General features: G+C 50.4%; 13 protein-coding genes, 1 other RNA gene and 1 pseudogene. 10 read left to right on the forward strand and 5 right to left on the reverse strand.

Annotated elements, in window-relative coordinates; genetic code table 11:
- Nucleotides 1–219: 219 nt before the first annotated feature.
- The 10 genes from OR1_RS11385 to ssrA all read left to right on the forward strand — a co-directional run bounded on the left by OR1_RS11385 (nucleotide 220) and on the right by ssrA (nucleotide 10,063).
- Nucleotides 220–726: an HIT domain-containing protein gene (locus OR1_RS11385; RefSeq protein ID WP_041971979.1), complete on the forward strand. Its 507-nt coding sequence runs from the start codon at nucleotides 220–222 to the stop codon at nucleotides 724–726.
- Nucleotides 723–1,658: an ROK family protein gene (locus OR1_RS11390; RefSeq protein ID WP_041971980.1), complete on the forward strand. Its 936-nt coding sequence runs from the start codon at nucleotides 723–725 to the stop codon at nucleotides 1,656–1,658. Before OR1_RS11385 ends, OR1_RS11390 begins: the two co-directional genes overlap by 4 nt.
- Before the next feature lie 46 nt (nucleotides 1,659–1,704).
- Nucleotides 1,705–2,793: a 6-phosphofructokinase gene (locus OR1_RS11395; RefSeq protein ID WP_041971981.1), complete on the forward strand. Its 1,089-nt coding sequence runs from the start codon at nucleotides 1,705–1,707 to the stop codon at nucleotides 2,791–2,793.
- Between the two features lie 204 nt (nucleotides 2,794–2,997).
- Nucleotides 2,998–4,989 (forward strand): methyl-accepting chemotaxis protein, encoded by a 1,992-nt coding sequence (locus tag OR1_RS11400; protein ID WP_041971982.1) that lies wholly within the window; start codon nucleotides 2,998–3,000, stop codon nucleotides 4,987–4,989.
- Nucleotides 4,990–5,224: 235 nt separating this feature from the next.
- On the forward strand, nucleotides 5,225–6,028 hold the full coding sequence (gene panB / locus OR1_RS11405) for a 3-methyl-2-oxobutanoate hydroxymethyltransferase (RefSeq protein ID WP_041971983.1): 804 nt from the start codon (nucleotides 5,225–5,227) through the stop codon (nucleotides 6,026–6,028).
- A 140-nt stretch (nucleotides 6,029–6,168) separates the two neighbouring features.
- The gene (gene panC / locus OR1_RS11410) at nucleotides 6,169–7,020 is read left to right on the forward strand and encodes a pantoate--beta-alanine ligase (RefSeq protein ID WP_041971984.1); all 852 of its coding nucleotides are present in this window, start codon (nucleotides 6,169–6,171) and stop codon (nucleotides 7,018–7,020) included.
- A gap of 1 nt (nucleotide 7,021) precedes the next feature.
- Nucleotides 7,022–7,420 (forward strand): aspartate 1-decarboxylase, encoded by a 399-nt coding sequence (panD, locus tag OR1_RS11415; protein ID WP_041972009.1) that lies wholly within the window; start codon nucleotides 7,022–7,024, stop codon nucleotides 7,418–7,420.
- Nucleotides 7,421–7,620: 200 nt separating this feature from the next.
- Entirely contained in the window at nucleotides 7,621–8,868 is a 1,248-nt protein-coding gene (locus tag OR1_RS11420; protein ID WP_041971985.1) for an amidohydrolase family protein, read from the forward strand.
- 47 nt (nucleotides 8,869–8,915) lie between these two features.
- Entirely contained in the window at nucleotides 8,916–9,374 is a 459-nt protein-coding gene (gene smpB, locus OR1_RS11425) for an SsrA-binding protein SmpB (RefSeq protein ID WP_041971986.1), read from the forward strand.
- A 336-nt stretch (nucleotides 9,375–9,710) separates the two neighbouring features.
- Nucleotides 9,711–10,063: a transfer-messenger RNA gene (ssrA, locus tag OR1_RS21595) on the forward strand.
- A 561-nt stretch (nucleotides 10,064–10,624) separates the two neighbouring features.
- On the opposite strand, the pseudogene OR1_RS23275 reads toward ssrA, so the two are convergent.
- The 5 genes and pseudogenes from OR1_RS23275 to OR1_RS11450 form a co-directional block, all read right to left on the reverse strand.
- Nucleotides 10,625–11,206, reverse strand: a pseudogene (locus tag OR1_RS23275) (recombinase family protein); the annotation flags it as partial.
- A gap of 41 nt (nucleotides 11,207–11,247) precedes the next feature.
- Nucleotides 11,248–11,751, reverse strand: a complete 504-nt coding sequence (locus OR1_RS11440) for a recombinase family protein (RefSeq protein ID WP_041971989.1) — start codon at nucleotides 11,749–11,751, stop codon at nucleotides 11,248–11,250.
- Nucleotides 11,752–11,796: 45 nt separating this feature from the next.
- Entirely contained in the window at nucleotides 11,797–11,955 is a 159-nt protein-coding gene (locus tag OR1_RS22300; RefSeq protein ID WP_160295242.1) for a hypothetical protein, read from the reverse strand.
- Between the two features lie 609 nt (nucleotides 11,956–12,564).
- Nucleotides 12,565–13,632, reverse strand: coding sequence for a DUF3644 domain-containing protein (locus OR1_RS11445; protein WP_041971990.1), 1,068 nt, complete (start codon nucleotides 13,630–13,632; stop codon nucleotides 12,565–12,567).
- Between the two features lie 335 nt (nucleotides 13,633–13,967).
- Nucleotides 13,968–14,222: a hypothetical protein gene (locus OR1_RS11450; RefSeq protein ID WP_041971991.1), complete on the reverse strand. Its 255-nt coding sequence runs from the start codon at nucleotides 14,220–14,222 to the stop codon at nucleotides 13,968–13,970.
- Between the last annotated feature and the right edge of the window lie 146 nt (nucleotides 14,223–14,368).

Raw genomic sequence — 14,368 nt, forward strand, 5'->3', positions numbered from 1 at the left:
GCAGGGAAAGCTCAATTTGCTCGCAGTGCCGCCCCAAATCAAAAGTCGTTCTACATTAATGCCATTGTTTGTGGTATGTCAAGATTTATTCAAATTAAAAACCAAAATATTTTCATATAACTGCAGTTATAGACTGCTTCTTTCGGTTGTCAAACATCAGTTTTCAGCTACTATTTCCCAAGGCTTATTACAAATAAAGGTCAAGAGGCGGTTTATCGTATGGAAAGGATTTGGGCACCGTGGCGAATGGCGTATATTAACGAAGATAAGCCTGCAGGTTGTGTATTCTGTATCGACCCTGATCAGGACCGGGCCAGGGACCGGGAAAAACTGATTCTGTACCGGTCGGTTGCCTCGTTTATAATCCTGAACCTGTATCCCTATACAAACGGGCACCTGATGGTCATCCCTTACCGGCACACATCATCACTCGATGACCTGGACGATGTCGAACTGCTCGATTTCATCAAGACCCTTCGCCTGGCAAGGCGTGGGTTGATTGAGGCATTGTCTCCGCAAGGATTCAATATCGGCATGAATCTGGGGCTCGCCGGAGGGGCCGGTGTAGCTGAACACCTGCATTTCCACATCGTCCCGAGATGGGGCGGCGACACCAACTTTATGACGATTACCGCGGATACCAGGGTCGTTCCCGAGGCGCTCACTGCTACATATGACCGTCTTGCGCCTATTTTTGACTCGCTCGCACCGGGTGAGACCGCATGAATAACGGGGAGTCAGTTGTTGCCGGAATAGATGTGGGTGGTACAAACCTGCGCCTTGCTCTGGTTGCAGAGAACGGAAACGTGATCGAAAGACTCAAAATGCCGACCGGCGGCAATCGGGCCGCATTCATTTCCCAGCTCTCCGAAAATATCCTGCTGCTCTCAGACAAAGCGGTTGCGTTGAATGCCGGAATGCTCGGCGTCGGTATCGGGATGCCCGGTCTTATTTCGCCGTCCGGCGAGATTTTTTCTTCGGTTAATCTCAGCTATTGCGAAGGGCTGAACCTGGCAACGGAACTGCAATCATTGACTGGTTTACCGGTAGTGACAGTCAACGATGCCAATGCTGCGGCCTTTGGCGAGTACCGTTTTGGCGCGGGCCGGTCACTTCGGACATTCATAATGATAACCATCGGCACCGGCATTGGCGGCGGGATTATCCTCGATGGCAGACTCTGGAGCGGTGCCGACGGGTTTGCCGGAGAATTCGGCCATCTCACCGTGGTTCCAGGCGGGAGAGGCTGCCCTTGCGGCAACAACGGCTGCGTAGAGCGATATGCCTCTGCCACCGCAATCCTGGCAACCGCCCGGGAGCAGGGGATGTTATCCTCTCCTGATGCTTCCGTAGAAACGCTTGCCGCAATGTCCGCTGCTGGAGACCTGATGGCGACCAAGCTGTTCGAAGATGCGGGGCGTTATCTCGGTTCTGCTGCCGCCGCAGCGGTTAACCTCCTGAATCCGGAAGCGATAATTATCGGCGGTGGGGTTGCCGCCAGTTTTGGTATCATGCGGGAAGCCATGAGTACCGAACTCTGTCTGAGGGCGTACCGGCCCTCGGTAGCGCGGCTTAAGATTCTACGGGGTGATCTGCACGATGACGCCGGCGTGCTCGGAGCCGCAGCGGTTGCTTTTGACCGGTATGGCACTTTTTGATTCGATGCATTTCGGTTGGTTGAGCATCAATGTCTGGGGGGATTGAATGGTAAAACGGATTGGAATTCTCACTGGTGGCGGTGACTGCCCAGGGTTGAACGCGGTCATCCGCGCCCTGGTCAAAGGGGCGATTCTCAAGCGTGGCTGGGAGGTGGTCGGCATAGAAGACGGTTTTGACGGCCTGCTGGACAATGCGAAGAATCGGCCGTTAGGGCTGGATGAAGTAAGGGGGATACTCCCACGGGGCGGGACTATCCTCGGGACCACCAATCGGGGCAATCCGTTTTCCTACCCGGTGGAAAAGAATGGAAAACTTGAGATTATTGATATTTCCGATAGAGTGGTTGATAACATCAAACGAATGGGAATCGATGCCCTGGTAACCATCGGTGGTGAAGGTTCATTGTCGATTGCATTGGAATTGATGCGAAAAGGGGTCCCGATAGTGGGTGTCCCGAAGACCATCGATAACGATCTTCTGGAAACTGATGTGACCTTTGGCTACAATACGGCACTGGAAACGGCAACGTACGCACTGGACAAGCTGCATTCAACCGCGGAGAGCCATCACCGGGTAATGGTCATGGAGGTTATGGGGAGGTATGCCGGGTGGATAGCCCTGGAATCGGGAATTGCCGGGGGAGCGGATGTAATTCTGATCCCGGAGATACCTTTTTCCATTGACAGGATCTGCGAATCGATAGAGCTTAGAAGGTCCAGAGGGAGTCGTTTCAGTATCATTGTTGCGGCTGAAGGTGCCTTGGAAAAGGGTGGCAACCGGGTGGTAAAATCCGGCCCGGATCTGCGGCATCAGGTCGAGCGGCTCGGCGGCATCGGTGAATATGTTTCAAAACGGATCGGCAAATGCCTGGACATGGATTCCCGGGTCACCGTATTGGGCCATCTGCAAAGGGGGGGATCGCCATCCACCTTTGATCGTTGTCTTGGCAGCCGTTTTGGGATCAAGGCGCTTGAGCTGATCGATAAAGGGATTTTCGGCGAAATGGTTTGCCTGAAGGGGACTGTCATCCGTTCGGTAAGAATTGAAAAAGCGGTACGGAGGCTCAAGCTGGTTAACCCCCGCGGACAGATGGTGAGAGCCGCCGAAGAGCTTGGAATAATGCTGGGGCGGTAATCTGCCTGTTTGCCCGGATCCGGTATTTCAGTTTCATGTTGCCGCGCCGAATAAAAGATTAAGAAGCACAGCCGGGTGAAAGTAATTACCGGATGCGTTTATGCTGTATCTGGTCGCCATGCAGGCCATTTTCAGCGGCTGTCCGGCATGCTTTCCATTGATCTGCCGTTTAATTGAAAAAAATACGGAGGTTTGTTCCGTCTTATGAACAAAAGCGAGACATCAAATGGTAAATCGTTGCGTTATCTGATGTTGGGCGCGCTCTTCGGTGTCGGCGCCCCGATCATGTGGGCATTTCTGAGCGCCATGTTTTTCGGGGATGGGTCAAAGCCGTTTTTTGCCCGGATGTATGCGGACGCTACCAAGAGTACCGAGCAGATATCGCTTTATATTTACATGTTTTTCGGGACAAGTGCGGTGATGGGTTGCCTCGGCTATTTTGTCGGCCGCAACAGTGACGAGCTAAAGGCGCAGAAGCATGAGACCGAAGATCTGAACAAGAAGATCGTGGTACAGAAAGAGCTCTTTGAAGCCCGCTTCACGGCACTTGACAACAGTATCAAAAGCTTTCACCAGATAAGCAGCCGCATCCAGAAAACGATTGACCCGCAGGAGGTGTTAACCCTGTGCGCAGAAGGTTTGAGCGAGGTGCTGGGTTATGAACGGGTCAATATCCTGATCACCGACGAACTCCGCTCATCTCTCCGGTTTGCGGTAAGCGCCCGCACGGAAGGTTTTGATCCGCATACTGCGGTTCTGCCGTTTGACGAGCGGGCAGGTATCATATACAAGTGCATGGCAGAAAAACGGCAGTACCTCGTGGACGATATCAACAGTTTTTCGGCCGAATACCATATCAAGCCCCCGTACGATACCATCGAACCTTTGAGGTCTCGAAGCTTCATCCTTTGTCCGATCATCATCAAAGGCGAGTCGGTAGGCGTGTTCGGAGTCGACAACAAAGTGAGCAAGCGGCCGCTCAATGACTCCGATCTCGATACGGTCAGGCTGTTTGCCGACCAGGCCGCATCTTCTCTGACAAGAATCAATCTCCTCAAATCCATTGACACCCTGACCCTGGAACTGGGGAACACATTTGTCTCGCTATTGAAAAATAGAGAGGGGCATTCGCGAAATGTCATCAATTTGAAAGGATTCGTGGATTCTCTTACCGAGAATACCGCCCATATAGCCGGGGCTGCGGAGAGTGTGATGACCGCTATCGACGACACCAGCGCCTCGGTAGGAGAGATTTCCGTGGCCATTGAGCAGGTAAGCCGGAACCTGGACGCCCTGTCCGAGACCGTGGAAAAATCGGTTTCGGCAATGGAGGAAATCAACGCGACCCTCTTTACCGTCGAGAAGAACACGGTTGTTTCCCATAAGGTTTCAAGCCAGGTCAAGGCGCAGGCGGATCGAAGCAGCGTCATAGTTGAGGAAACGATCGCTTCCCTGGACGAGATTCAGACTTCGGTCGAGCTTTCCTATGACGGCATCAAAAGGCTGGCGGAAAACAGCAGCAGGATCGAAGGGATCGTCGGGGTAATCAACGACATTACGAAGCGAACCAATCTGCTGGCGCTCAATGCCTCGATTATCGCTGCCCAGGCCGGAGAATACGGCAAAAGTTTCGGCGTTGTTGCGGATGAGATCCGCAATCTTTCCTTGCAGACCGGGCAGTCGACCGGAGAGATTACCGGCATAATCGAGGAGATCATGACCGAATCCCGGGCCGCGGCCAGCAATGTAACGCTTACCAAGGATCTCGTCCAGAAAGGGGTACTGCTTGGCCAGGAAACCGGCGATTCCCTTAAGGTAATCCTCGAAAGTTCAAATCAGGCCATGGATATGACGAATCAGATCAGGATCTCCACCGAAGAACAGGCCAAGAGCGTTCAGATGGTGACCCGGTCGATCGAAGATGTCAGCACCATGACGACCCAGATTTTTACCGCATCCAAGGAACAGGCCAACGCCACCCGCAACATCCTGAGAGCGGTCAATACCATCAAGGAGATGACCCAGGAGATGGCAGGCGCAACCGGACGCCAGGTCGACGATGGCAAGGAGATCAAGCACGCCGTAGAGTCCGTGGGCAAGATGGTGCTCGGCATATTCGAGGACCTGGAGAAACGGCGTAATGAAAGCGCTGCCGTAGTGAAAGAACTCGAGATGATGAAAGAGTTCAGCGAGTGAAAAATTTGTAGACAGATATAACCCTGTTATGTTAAATCGAAACAGGTGTGGGTGCAGCCCGCTACGAGAGCGGAGCCGACAAACCCCCACCTGTTTTTTTATTTCACACATACCGCCTGGATTCAGCAATGAACCGGGACGGAAGGCAATAGCCGGCGATCACTTTCAGGGGATTTCCCCGTTCGCATGGAAAAAACGCCCTCTGTCCCGGAGGGCGTTTTCGTTTTGGTGCAAAATGCGCAAACAGGTAACCATACTGGATATTCAGAAGATGAAGGCTGAGGGCACGAAGATAAGCGTCCTCACCTGTTACGATTATCCCACGGCCAGAATCATGGACAGCTGCGGGATCGACGTCATCCTGGTGGGAGACTCGCTGGGAGTTGTTGTCGCCGGTCATGAAAACACGCTGCCGGTTACAATGGAGGAGATGCTCTATCATACCCGCGCCGTAATGAGGGCCAACCCCCGCGCGCTGGTGGTTGCTGACATGCCTTTTCTCTCTTACCAGACCGATCTCTCCCTGGCGCGCACCAATGCCGGCCGGTTGATCAAAGATGGCGGGGCAGCGGCGGTCAAGCTGGAGGGTGGCGCCAATATGGCTGAGACCATCCGCGCCATCACCATGATGGATATACCGGTCATGGCGCATATCGGCCTGACTCCCCAGTCGATTCACCGCATGGGGGGGTACCGGGTCCAGGGCAAAAAAGAGGAACAGGCCGACCAGCTAATGGCCGACGCGCTGGCGATCGAAGCGGCAGGCGCTTTTGCCGTGGTCCTGGAAGGAATTCCGCAGAAGCTTGCCCAGAGGATTACCGGCAGGCTGGCGATCCCGACCATAGGCATCGGGGCCGGTCCCGACTGTGACGGTCAGGTGCTGGTACTGCACGATATCCTTGGTTTGTGCGAGAAGTATTCTCCCAAATTCGTCAAACGTTACGCAGATGTCAGCTCTGTCATCAGCGATGCAGTGAATGCCTATATTACCGAGGTCAAGTCGGGGGAGTTTCCGACAGAGGCGCATTCGTTCAACTGATATGGCTTCGCCAAAAGTCCATCTGCTGCGTTACGCGAAAAACTTCGTCACTGCGACGTAGCCTACGGCTACGACTCGTTCCTCAGCTTTCGCAAGCCTTGCATATGGAGCTTTTTGCTGTGCCATTTAGGTTTTAAGGTATGAAGATAATATCATCCATAACCGAGATGCAGGAGATTACTGCTGATGCCCGGCAAAGCGGCAAGCGGATTGCCTTTGTTCCCACCATGGGGTTTCTGCATGAGGGGCATGCCTCGCTGCTTCGTGAAGGGCGCCGGCGCAGCGACCTGCTGGTCTTGAGCATCTTTGTGAATCCGAGCCAATTCGGTTTTGGCGAGGATTTCGAGCGTTACCCGCGCGACATGGAGCGGGATTCGCGGATTGCGGCAGAGGCAGGGGTCGATGTTATCTTTACTCCGACCGCAACCGGGATGTACCCTGCCGGTTTTCAGAGCTGGGTCAATGTCGAGGAACTGACCCTGCCGCTCTGTGGCGCCAGCAGGCCGGGCCACTTTCGCGGCGTCACCACGGTGGTTTGCAAACTCTTCAATATCGTGAACCCGCACCTGGCTCTGTTCGGCAAGAAAGATTTCCAGCAGCTCGCGGTAATTCGCCGGATGGCGGCAGACCTGAACATGCCGGTCGAGATCGTCGGCATGCCGATAATCCGCGAGGCCGACGGCTTGGCAATGAGTTCGCGCAACAAATACCTCTCCGATGCAGACCGGAAGTGCGCACTCTGTCTCAGCCGCGCCATCATGGCCGCCCGGTCGGCTTTCCGGGGCGGGGAGTTATCGGCGGAGATCATCATGAAGTCCGCCCTTGCCGAGATCGGCCGTGAACAGGGCGCAGTGATCGATTACGTTGAGTTGCGCGACTCGACCACCCTTGCCGAATGCGATCGTGTCAACGGTAATACCTTATTGGCGCTAGCATTGAAAATCGGCTCGACCAGGCTGATAGATAACGGAGTATTGGGGGAGGATGACTGAAATGCAGAGGAAGATGCTGAAGAGCAAGATTCATCGGGCAACAGTGACCGGCGCCGACCTGCACTACGAAGGGAGCGTCACCATCGACCTGGATCTCATGGAGGCTGCCGACATCATCCCTTACGAGGCGGTCGCAATATGGAACGTCATCAATGGCAGCAGGCTTGAGACCTATGCCATCGAGGGGGAGCGGGGGTCGGGCGTGATCTGCCTTAACGGCGCTGCGGCCCGTCTGGTTGCGCCAAAGGACCTGGTAATCATCGCCAGCTTTGTCGATATGGCGAACGAAGAGGCGCTCAAGCATGAACCGAAGCTGGTCTTTGTCGATGAAAACAACCGGATGCTCCCGACCCGCAAGGAAGAGGCCGGGCAGGCGAGGCTCAAAAAGGTCGTCTGGTAGAGAGGGAAACGCGCCTTTTACGCAATATCTGCGTAAGTCTTCGGGACCGCTTGTGCGACATACTGCAGTACGTCTCCGCGCAATCCCTCGACAGCCTTGATCTTGCGAAAAAATCGCGTTTCCTGAGACGGTGAAGTGTTTAGAGGGGCAATCGGCAATCGCCGGTTGCCCTTTGATTTATTCACTGGTAGACTTTCTTCATGAAGATCATTGCTGCCTCATACCTCTATAATCCCGGCTCAACGCCTGCAGCCAACGGCGCTGTTGCCGTACGCGACGGCAGAATCGTTGCCGTCGGCCCGCTTGACGATGTCCGCAGGGATTTCCCCTGGCCGGTGGAAGACCATCCCGGTTGCGTTCTGATGCCCGGCATGGTGAATGCTCATACCCATCTGGAGCTCACGCATTTCCCTTCGTGGAAGATTCGCAAAGGGGTTGATTACATGCCGAGGCAGTATGTTGACTGGATCGTGCAGGTGGTCAAGATCTGCAGGGCTCTTACCCAAGATGAGCTTCGGCATTCCCTTGACGAAGGGGCACGGATTTCCCTGGCGGCAGGCACGACAACTGTCGGTGATATCCTCAGCAACCTGACTCTTCTTGCCGACTACATGAGACTGCCGGTATCCGGGCGGGTATATCTGGAAGCCATCGGCCATGACCCGGTGCAGTGCGAGGCGAGAAAGTCCGACATGGAAGCCGCGATCAGGACCATAACCGCTGCTTCGCTGCTCCCCGGCGTTTCCCCGCACGCTCCGCATACCCTTTCCGAGCAGTTCATGAGGGATATTACCGGCATGGCGGATTCTTTCGGTCTGCCGACCATGATCCACCTGGCCGAATCCGCCGACGAGATAGATTTCTGGTTTGACACGACCGGCCGGATAGCCACCGAGATCTATCCCATGGCCGGTTGGGAGCCCTATCTTCCCCCACCGCGCCGCATGTCGCCGGTGGCCTATCTGGACTCTCTCGCGGTGCTGACGCCCATGACCACCTGTGTCCATGCGGTGCACGTGACCCCGGCTGATGTCGGCATCCTCCGCGATCGGGGTGTTGCCATCGTGATCTGCCCCAGAAGCAACGATCGCCTTGTTGTGGGCGCTCCACCGCTGATGCTGTTCCGGGGGAGCAGGATTCCGCTCGCCATCGGGACCGATTCGCTCGCGAGCAATGATTCGCTCTCCATGTGGGATGAGATCCGCTTCCTTTTTGAGCGATACCCCCGCATGTTCACCCCCGACGAACTGCTCGGAATGGCCACCATCGGCGGCGCCAGGGCGCTTCATCTCGACAGCGGGACCGGAACCCTTGAGGTGGGCAAACGGGCCGATATCCAGGTGCTTTCCCCATCAGGTGCTTTGACCTCCGGTAAACTGGCCGATCTGCTCCTCGATTCCGCTGTTGTCGCAACCGTCTATCTTGCCGGAGAACGCATCGATTCGTAGCTGGTTCTCCTTGCAGTATCCAAAACCCTCTGCTACTATCCCTCATCATGGGCGAAAAGCTGATCTGCAACAACAAGAAGGCCTATCACGAGTATTTCATTGAGGAGAAGTTCGAGGCCGGGATATCCCTGCTCGGCACCGAGGTGAAATCGCTCCGGGCCGGCAAAGCGAACATGGGTGACTCTTTTGCACTGGTCCGCGGGGGAGAGGTCAGTATTCACAACCTCCATATCCCTCCGTACGATTTCGGCAACCGCGAGAACCATGATCCCGACCGGGTTCGCAAGCTCCTGCTTCACAAAGCCGAGATCGGCAGGCTGTTTATAAAGACCCAGGAGCGGGGTTATGCGCTGATACCGTTAAGGGTTTACTTCAAGAATGGGCTGGTAAAGATCGAACTCGGCTTGGCAAAGGGTAAAAAGCTGTACGACAAGCGCGAGGACCTGAAGCAGAAAGACCATAAGCGTGAGCTTGCCCAGGCGCTCAAGGAGCGTCACCGCGGGTAGGGTTAATTTGCTTTGCCTGATGTAACGTGCTAGATTGAAGATATAGAGAGCAGATGGACTTTTTCCGGATCAAGAGAATGAGGATTCGCAAAAAGTTCCAGATGCAAGGCTTGCGAGGAAAGAGGAGTGAGACGTACCTAGTAAGGTACGTCGCAGCGACGAAAGCCGAGCGTAACACCGTAGATGGATTTTTTCTGAACCAAGAGAATGAGGATTCGCAAAAAGTTCCAGATGCAAGGCTTGCGAGGAAAGAGGAGTGAGACGTACCTGTAAGGTACGTCGCAGCGACGAAAGCCGAGCGTAACACAGCAGATGGACTTTTTCCGAATCCGAAATGGGGGTGTAAAGGTTTCGACGGGGGTAATAAGCAAAGGTTGCATGCCGAGGTTCGGGTGGCTCGTTAAACAATCCGAGCGTTTATAGACGCCGATAACTATAATTACGCTGTAGCAGCTTAATAACCTGCTACCGATCTGCCGACTCACTCCCGCTGGGAAGGACAGATCGTCATTAATGTGGGATAGCCGATGAGAGAGCCTGCGTATCTGAAGCGAAACCTTAGCAGGACCGCTTCCTGAAAATCCCGGCCAGTGGAGCTTCAGGTGGTTAAATCAAAAACTGGTACAAGCATGTAGACGCCTTCTGTGGATGACTTTCGGACCCGGGTTCGATTCCCGGCACCTCCACCACGAACGCGCATTCGTACCACCGTCCCAATCGGTGTCGGATGTTAATGATAAAGGCCGCTCCTTTTTAGGAGACGGCCTTTTTTCTTCAAATAAAGCAAGGGGTTGGAATTTTGAGATAGCAACGAGATATGCTCTACCGATGTCAGGAGTGACCGGTTTTAGTCTGATTTGCCCCATAAGTTTTCGAATCAGTAAGGCTGACTGCTCTGTTTTTTCCTCAAGAACCTCTTTAATATTTGAAACCCGGTCAGTAATCCACTCGATTGGCGGAGCCTTGAATACTTTCATGTGCGTTGCTTCCAAAATTACCAATTCAGTCGATAAAACTTCCTTCCGTTCTTCCGAAACTTGTAGAGAGTCAGCAATGCTTTTGCTGCTGCGACCATCAGAAATGAACTTAACGAGGTTGTGAATCACCTTATCAAGTTTTGATAATTCAGTTTTTTTGACGACTATTTCCTCAGGAACAGTGGAGCACATTTCTTTTACGTATTTTTCGACTTTGGTCATGATGAATTTAAGCATTTCTGTGTTGTTGAGCAATTTTGCCAGTTCACCCATGATAATTGGCTCGACAATGCTTTTCCTGACCATTAATTTATTGGTGCAACCACCACGAACAGCTTTCATGCAACCGTAATATCCACCACCTTTCCCAGTGACTTTCCCGATGGTATTGCCACAAACATCGCAGACCATCGCCCCGGAAAGCAGTTCATGCGGGAATGTATGCACTTTGCTGACTTGCTTTGTTGGAAACCCACCAGCTTTACCAACTTGGGATGTTCCATTATTATTGAATTCAACTAGCCGTTTTTGAACGCGGTCCCATAGTTCTTGCGGGATTATCCGCAAATCTTCATGTGTTGCGGTATGTAAAGGTTTGTCTCTAGGAACTTGTCGAATAGCTCCGGTAATTGGATTCCGCTTGTTTTGTAATTTGCCCCAAACCCACAGACCAGTATATTTTTCATTCTTCAGTATGCGTCTAACGGTAGATTCGTTCCAACCACCATCTGTCTGCTTACAACTAGGGATTTTCTCGTTGTTCAACACTTTTCCAATCCTGGTCAGAGCCATGCCGGAATCGTACATTTCGAAAATTCTTTTGATTATTGCGGCTTCAATCGGTTCGATATACATTTTGTAGCCTTCTGGACGAGACCGGCCTTTTTTGTCGATTGTCACGTTTCCATACGGTTCGGATATGAATCCGTAAGTTTTTCACCCAAAAAGAAACCTCGAAGTTTTTGCCCCAATTGGCCGCGAATGGTTTTCTTCCTCAAGTCATCAATATATGCTTCGTTGATAATCCCTTTAAGCTGATATGCAAGTTTGGATTCTTCATCGCTCGTGTTGAGGTTGTCAGCAACAGAATGCAGCTCGATTCCCATAAATGTTAATTCTTGGATGTGAATAAGCATCTGGGCATTCATGCGGGAAAGTCTCGACAGGTCATCAACGAGTACGACTTGAAATTCATGTGCTCTTGCTGCTTGCAGTAGCTTGTTCAGGCCATCCCGTTCCTTCAGTGTTCCTGAAGTTGCAGCATCGGAATAAATGTGTTGTGGGTCGATGAAGAGGTTATTTGCTTTGGCATACACAAAACATGAGCCGATTTGGTCTTGAAGACTCTCCTCCCTTTGGTTATCACTACTGTACCTTGCATAGACTGCTGTTTTTTTCATTCTGCCTCCTTTTTTTATTGTATTATACTGCTCTACTACCCTTGGCTACACCTCAACTTTCGATGCCGCACTCTTCATGCAGTCAACGTATTTTCTGGCAAGAACACGGGCGATGTGGTCCAGGAATTCGCGGACATCCTGGCTCTCAAAGTCCAATTCGTTGCCTGATGAATATTCATCTTCTTTGTATTTCAGATTACTCATCAATTTCCCGTTGGTGCATGGTTAACAAGTTATCCCCAAAAAAAGTGCGTCATTTGCCATTAAGATTATAAATACCTCGCTTTCTTCATCGCTGATGTAGTGTTAAATATCTAATCAACCGCACGAGGCGGATTTACTTTATTTTTGTGAAATGAATTTGGATATGTAGACAGGGAACCGGTGACGGGAATTATCCCTAAGGTCACGGGCTTCTGGTTTGGTTTATTGTTAAGCTGATGGTTGTAGGGGAGTGTTGCAAATGATGGGTACAGATAGAGGGGGGATTGCGCTATGCGGTTTTGAAAGCAAGCAATTGTGTGGTTCAGGCACCTGAACATAAAAAAATCCCCCTTTTTCTCCTTTAAGAAAAAAAGACGGATTTAGTATGCGAAAACCAAAATAGCACAGGTTTATAAACTTTGTCAAGCTTTTTCTGTAAAACCGCTCCTGCTTTGCGTTTTATGGCATTATGGTTGCATAAGTTGGTATATTTCGGTATGGCTGAAAATATAATCTCTGTATTTGGTGAAAACTATAATATTTACAGCTTGTTATTAATGGTGTGGTGTTAAAAGGCAGGTTTTGTTTCCTTAAAAACATAAATTTCGATTATGTTTTCTTTGCTGCTTTATACTCTTCCCATACTTCGGACATATCTACAGTTGGAACAGCTTTGGCTAGACAATCCAGTGCTTTCATCGAATATCTGTTGAACGCTGATTTGCCGATTTTTATTTTCTTGTAGTTGTCATCTGAATCGCAAATTCCCAACTTGTGCATGAGAGCACCTGTTTTAGGTGGAGTTAAGTCGAGTTTTTTCGCAATATCATTCAAGCTGAGCGAATAGTAATCCAGCTCATTAACTCTCTTTACGGCCAGTACCGTAGCACCGGGTGTACCTTCAGGAACGAGACAGACCGCTTCACCTTCCTTCTTGCTTATCCGAATGCTGATACCGATACCTTCCCCTTCTGTGCTCAATTCAAGGCTTGCTACTCCGGGGAAAATATCTTGCCACGTTTTACCGGTTTGCACTTCTTTAACGAGTTTTTGCAGTTCATATTCCGTGGGTTGAGAGCGTATCCCTTCAAGCGATGATTCGATGATTGCCAACGCTTTCAGTTTGGCCTTTGCTTCAATTTGTTTCCTCGCACCAGGATGCACGAGGTCTTTGATTTCTTTAAAATCGGCTTCAATCATGGCGTGCAGGTTTTTCGGTGGTTCTGTTGATATGGGGAGGACACGACCTGGAAGGTATGTATTGAGGTCTTCTTTGAGTTCTTTGCGAATCAGGTCACGGTAGAGAGTGACACCGGCCTGACTATATGTGTAAAGGTCACGTTCTGAGAGTTCAACGATATCGTGTTGGGCTGCATCACGGAAACTGTTGATGATTTGAATTGTTAACCCTTGGTCTTCGGTAAGGCATTTAACTCCAACCTCAGTAATACACTTCCTGACGCATTTTTCATGACCAATGGTTTCTCTTGCACCTGTTTCGCGGATTTTGCCACCTTTATGGAGAATTATAGTTTTAAGGAGTAATTCAAAAGCACGGTCAAGCAGGATAAGCACGGCTTCGGGACGGCCACGGTCCCAAGGGCGGTTGAAGTGTTCGATGGATAGAAGGAGGGAATCAAGGGATTTTTCAAAAAGGAATCGAGTACCTTTTTTCATTTAATGGCCTTTTAGAAAACTACACCATGGTTCTTTTCGGCACAGTCCTGGCAAATATGTTTATCAAACATCCAACCTACCGGATTCAATTCATTGCATTCGCGGCAAGTACCAAAGTATTTCTTATCAGCCAGAATTCGGTTTATTTCCTTTTCTTGTTGAGACTCTGAAAAGGAACCTGCCAGTTCTGAATACTTGTCCCATGATATGACAGGAGAATGTGAGTCAGTCCATTCGATTTTTGCAACATGGAAAGTCATTTTATTTGGGAGAATATCTTGGCTTACGAATTGGGAAACTATATCAGTTCTTGTCATAAAATTAACTGGACTAATTCACTGGATTGCTTTCAAAATAGTATTTCCTTCTTTAACAGCATATCTATAACCATTTGTTTCTTTAATTGCTTTAGTAAGGTGCTTTACACTATCTTTAATATTGCCAATGCTGTAATAATATTTGCCAATTTCGAGATTCATTCTTTGTCTAATTCTGTCTTTCATGTCTTTTGACTTTGCTATTATGATAGCCAATTCGTAATACTTTAATCCTTTATCGATATTACCGTTTTTTAATGTTAAATAATCCATATGTTGCAGTACAGTAAGATTCAGTATTAATATATTTAATTATCTTATTGATATATGTATTAGCATCAGAAGTATTTCCGAAATATAAGCTATTAAATGCTAAGTTATTATAAGCAAGTCTTACTATTTCATCAGACAATTGCTTT

It is taken from the genome of Geobacter sp. OR-1 (assembly GCF_000813145.1).
Classification (GTDB): domain Bacteria; phylum Desulfobacterota; class Desulfuromonadia; order Geobacterales; family DSM-12255; genus Geoanaerobacter.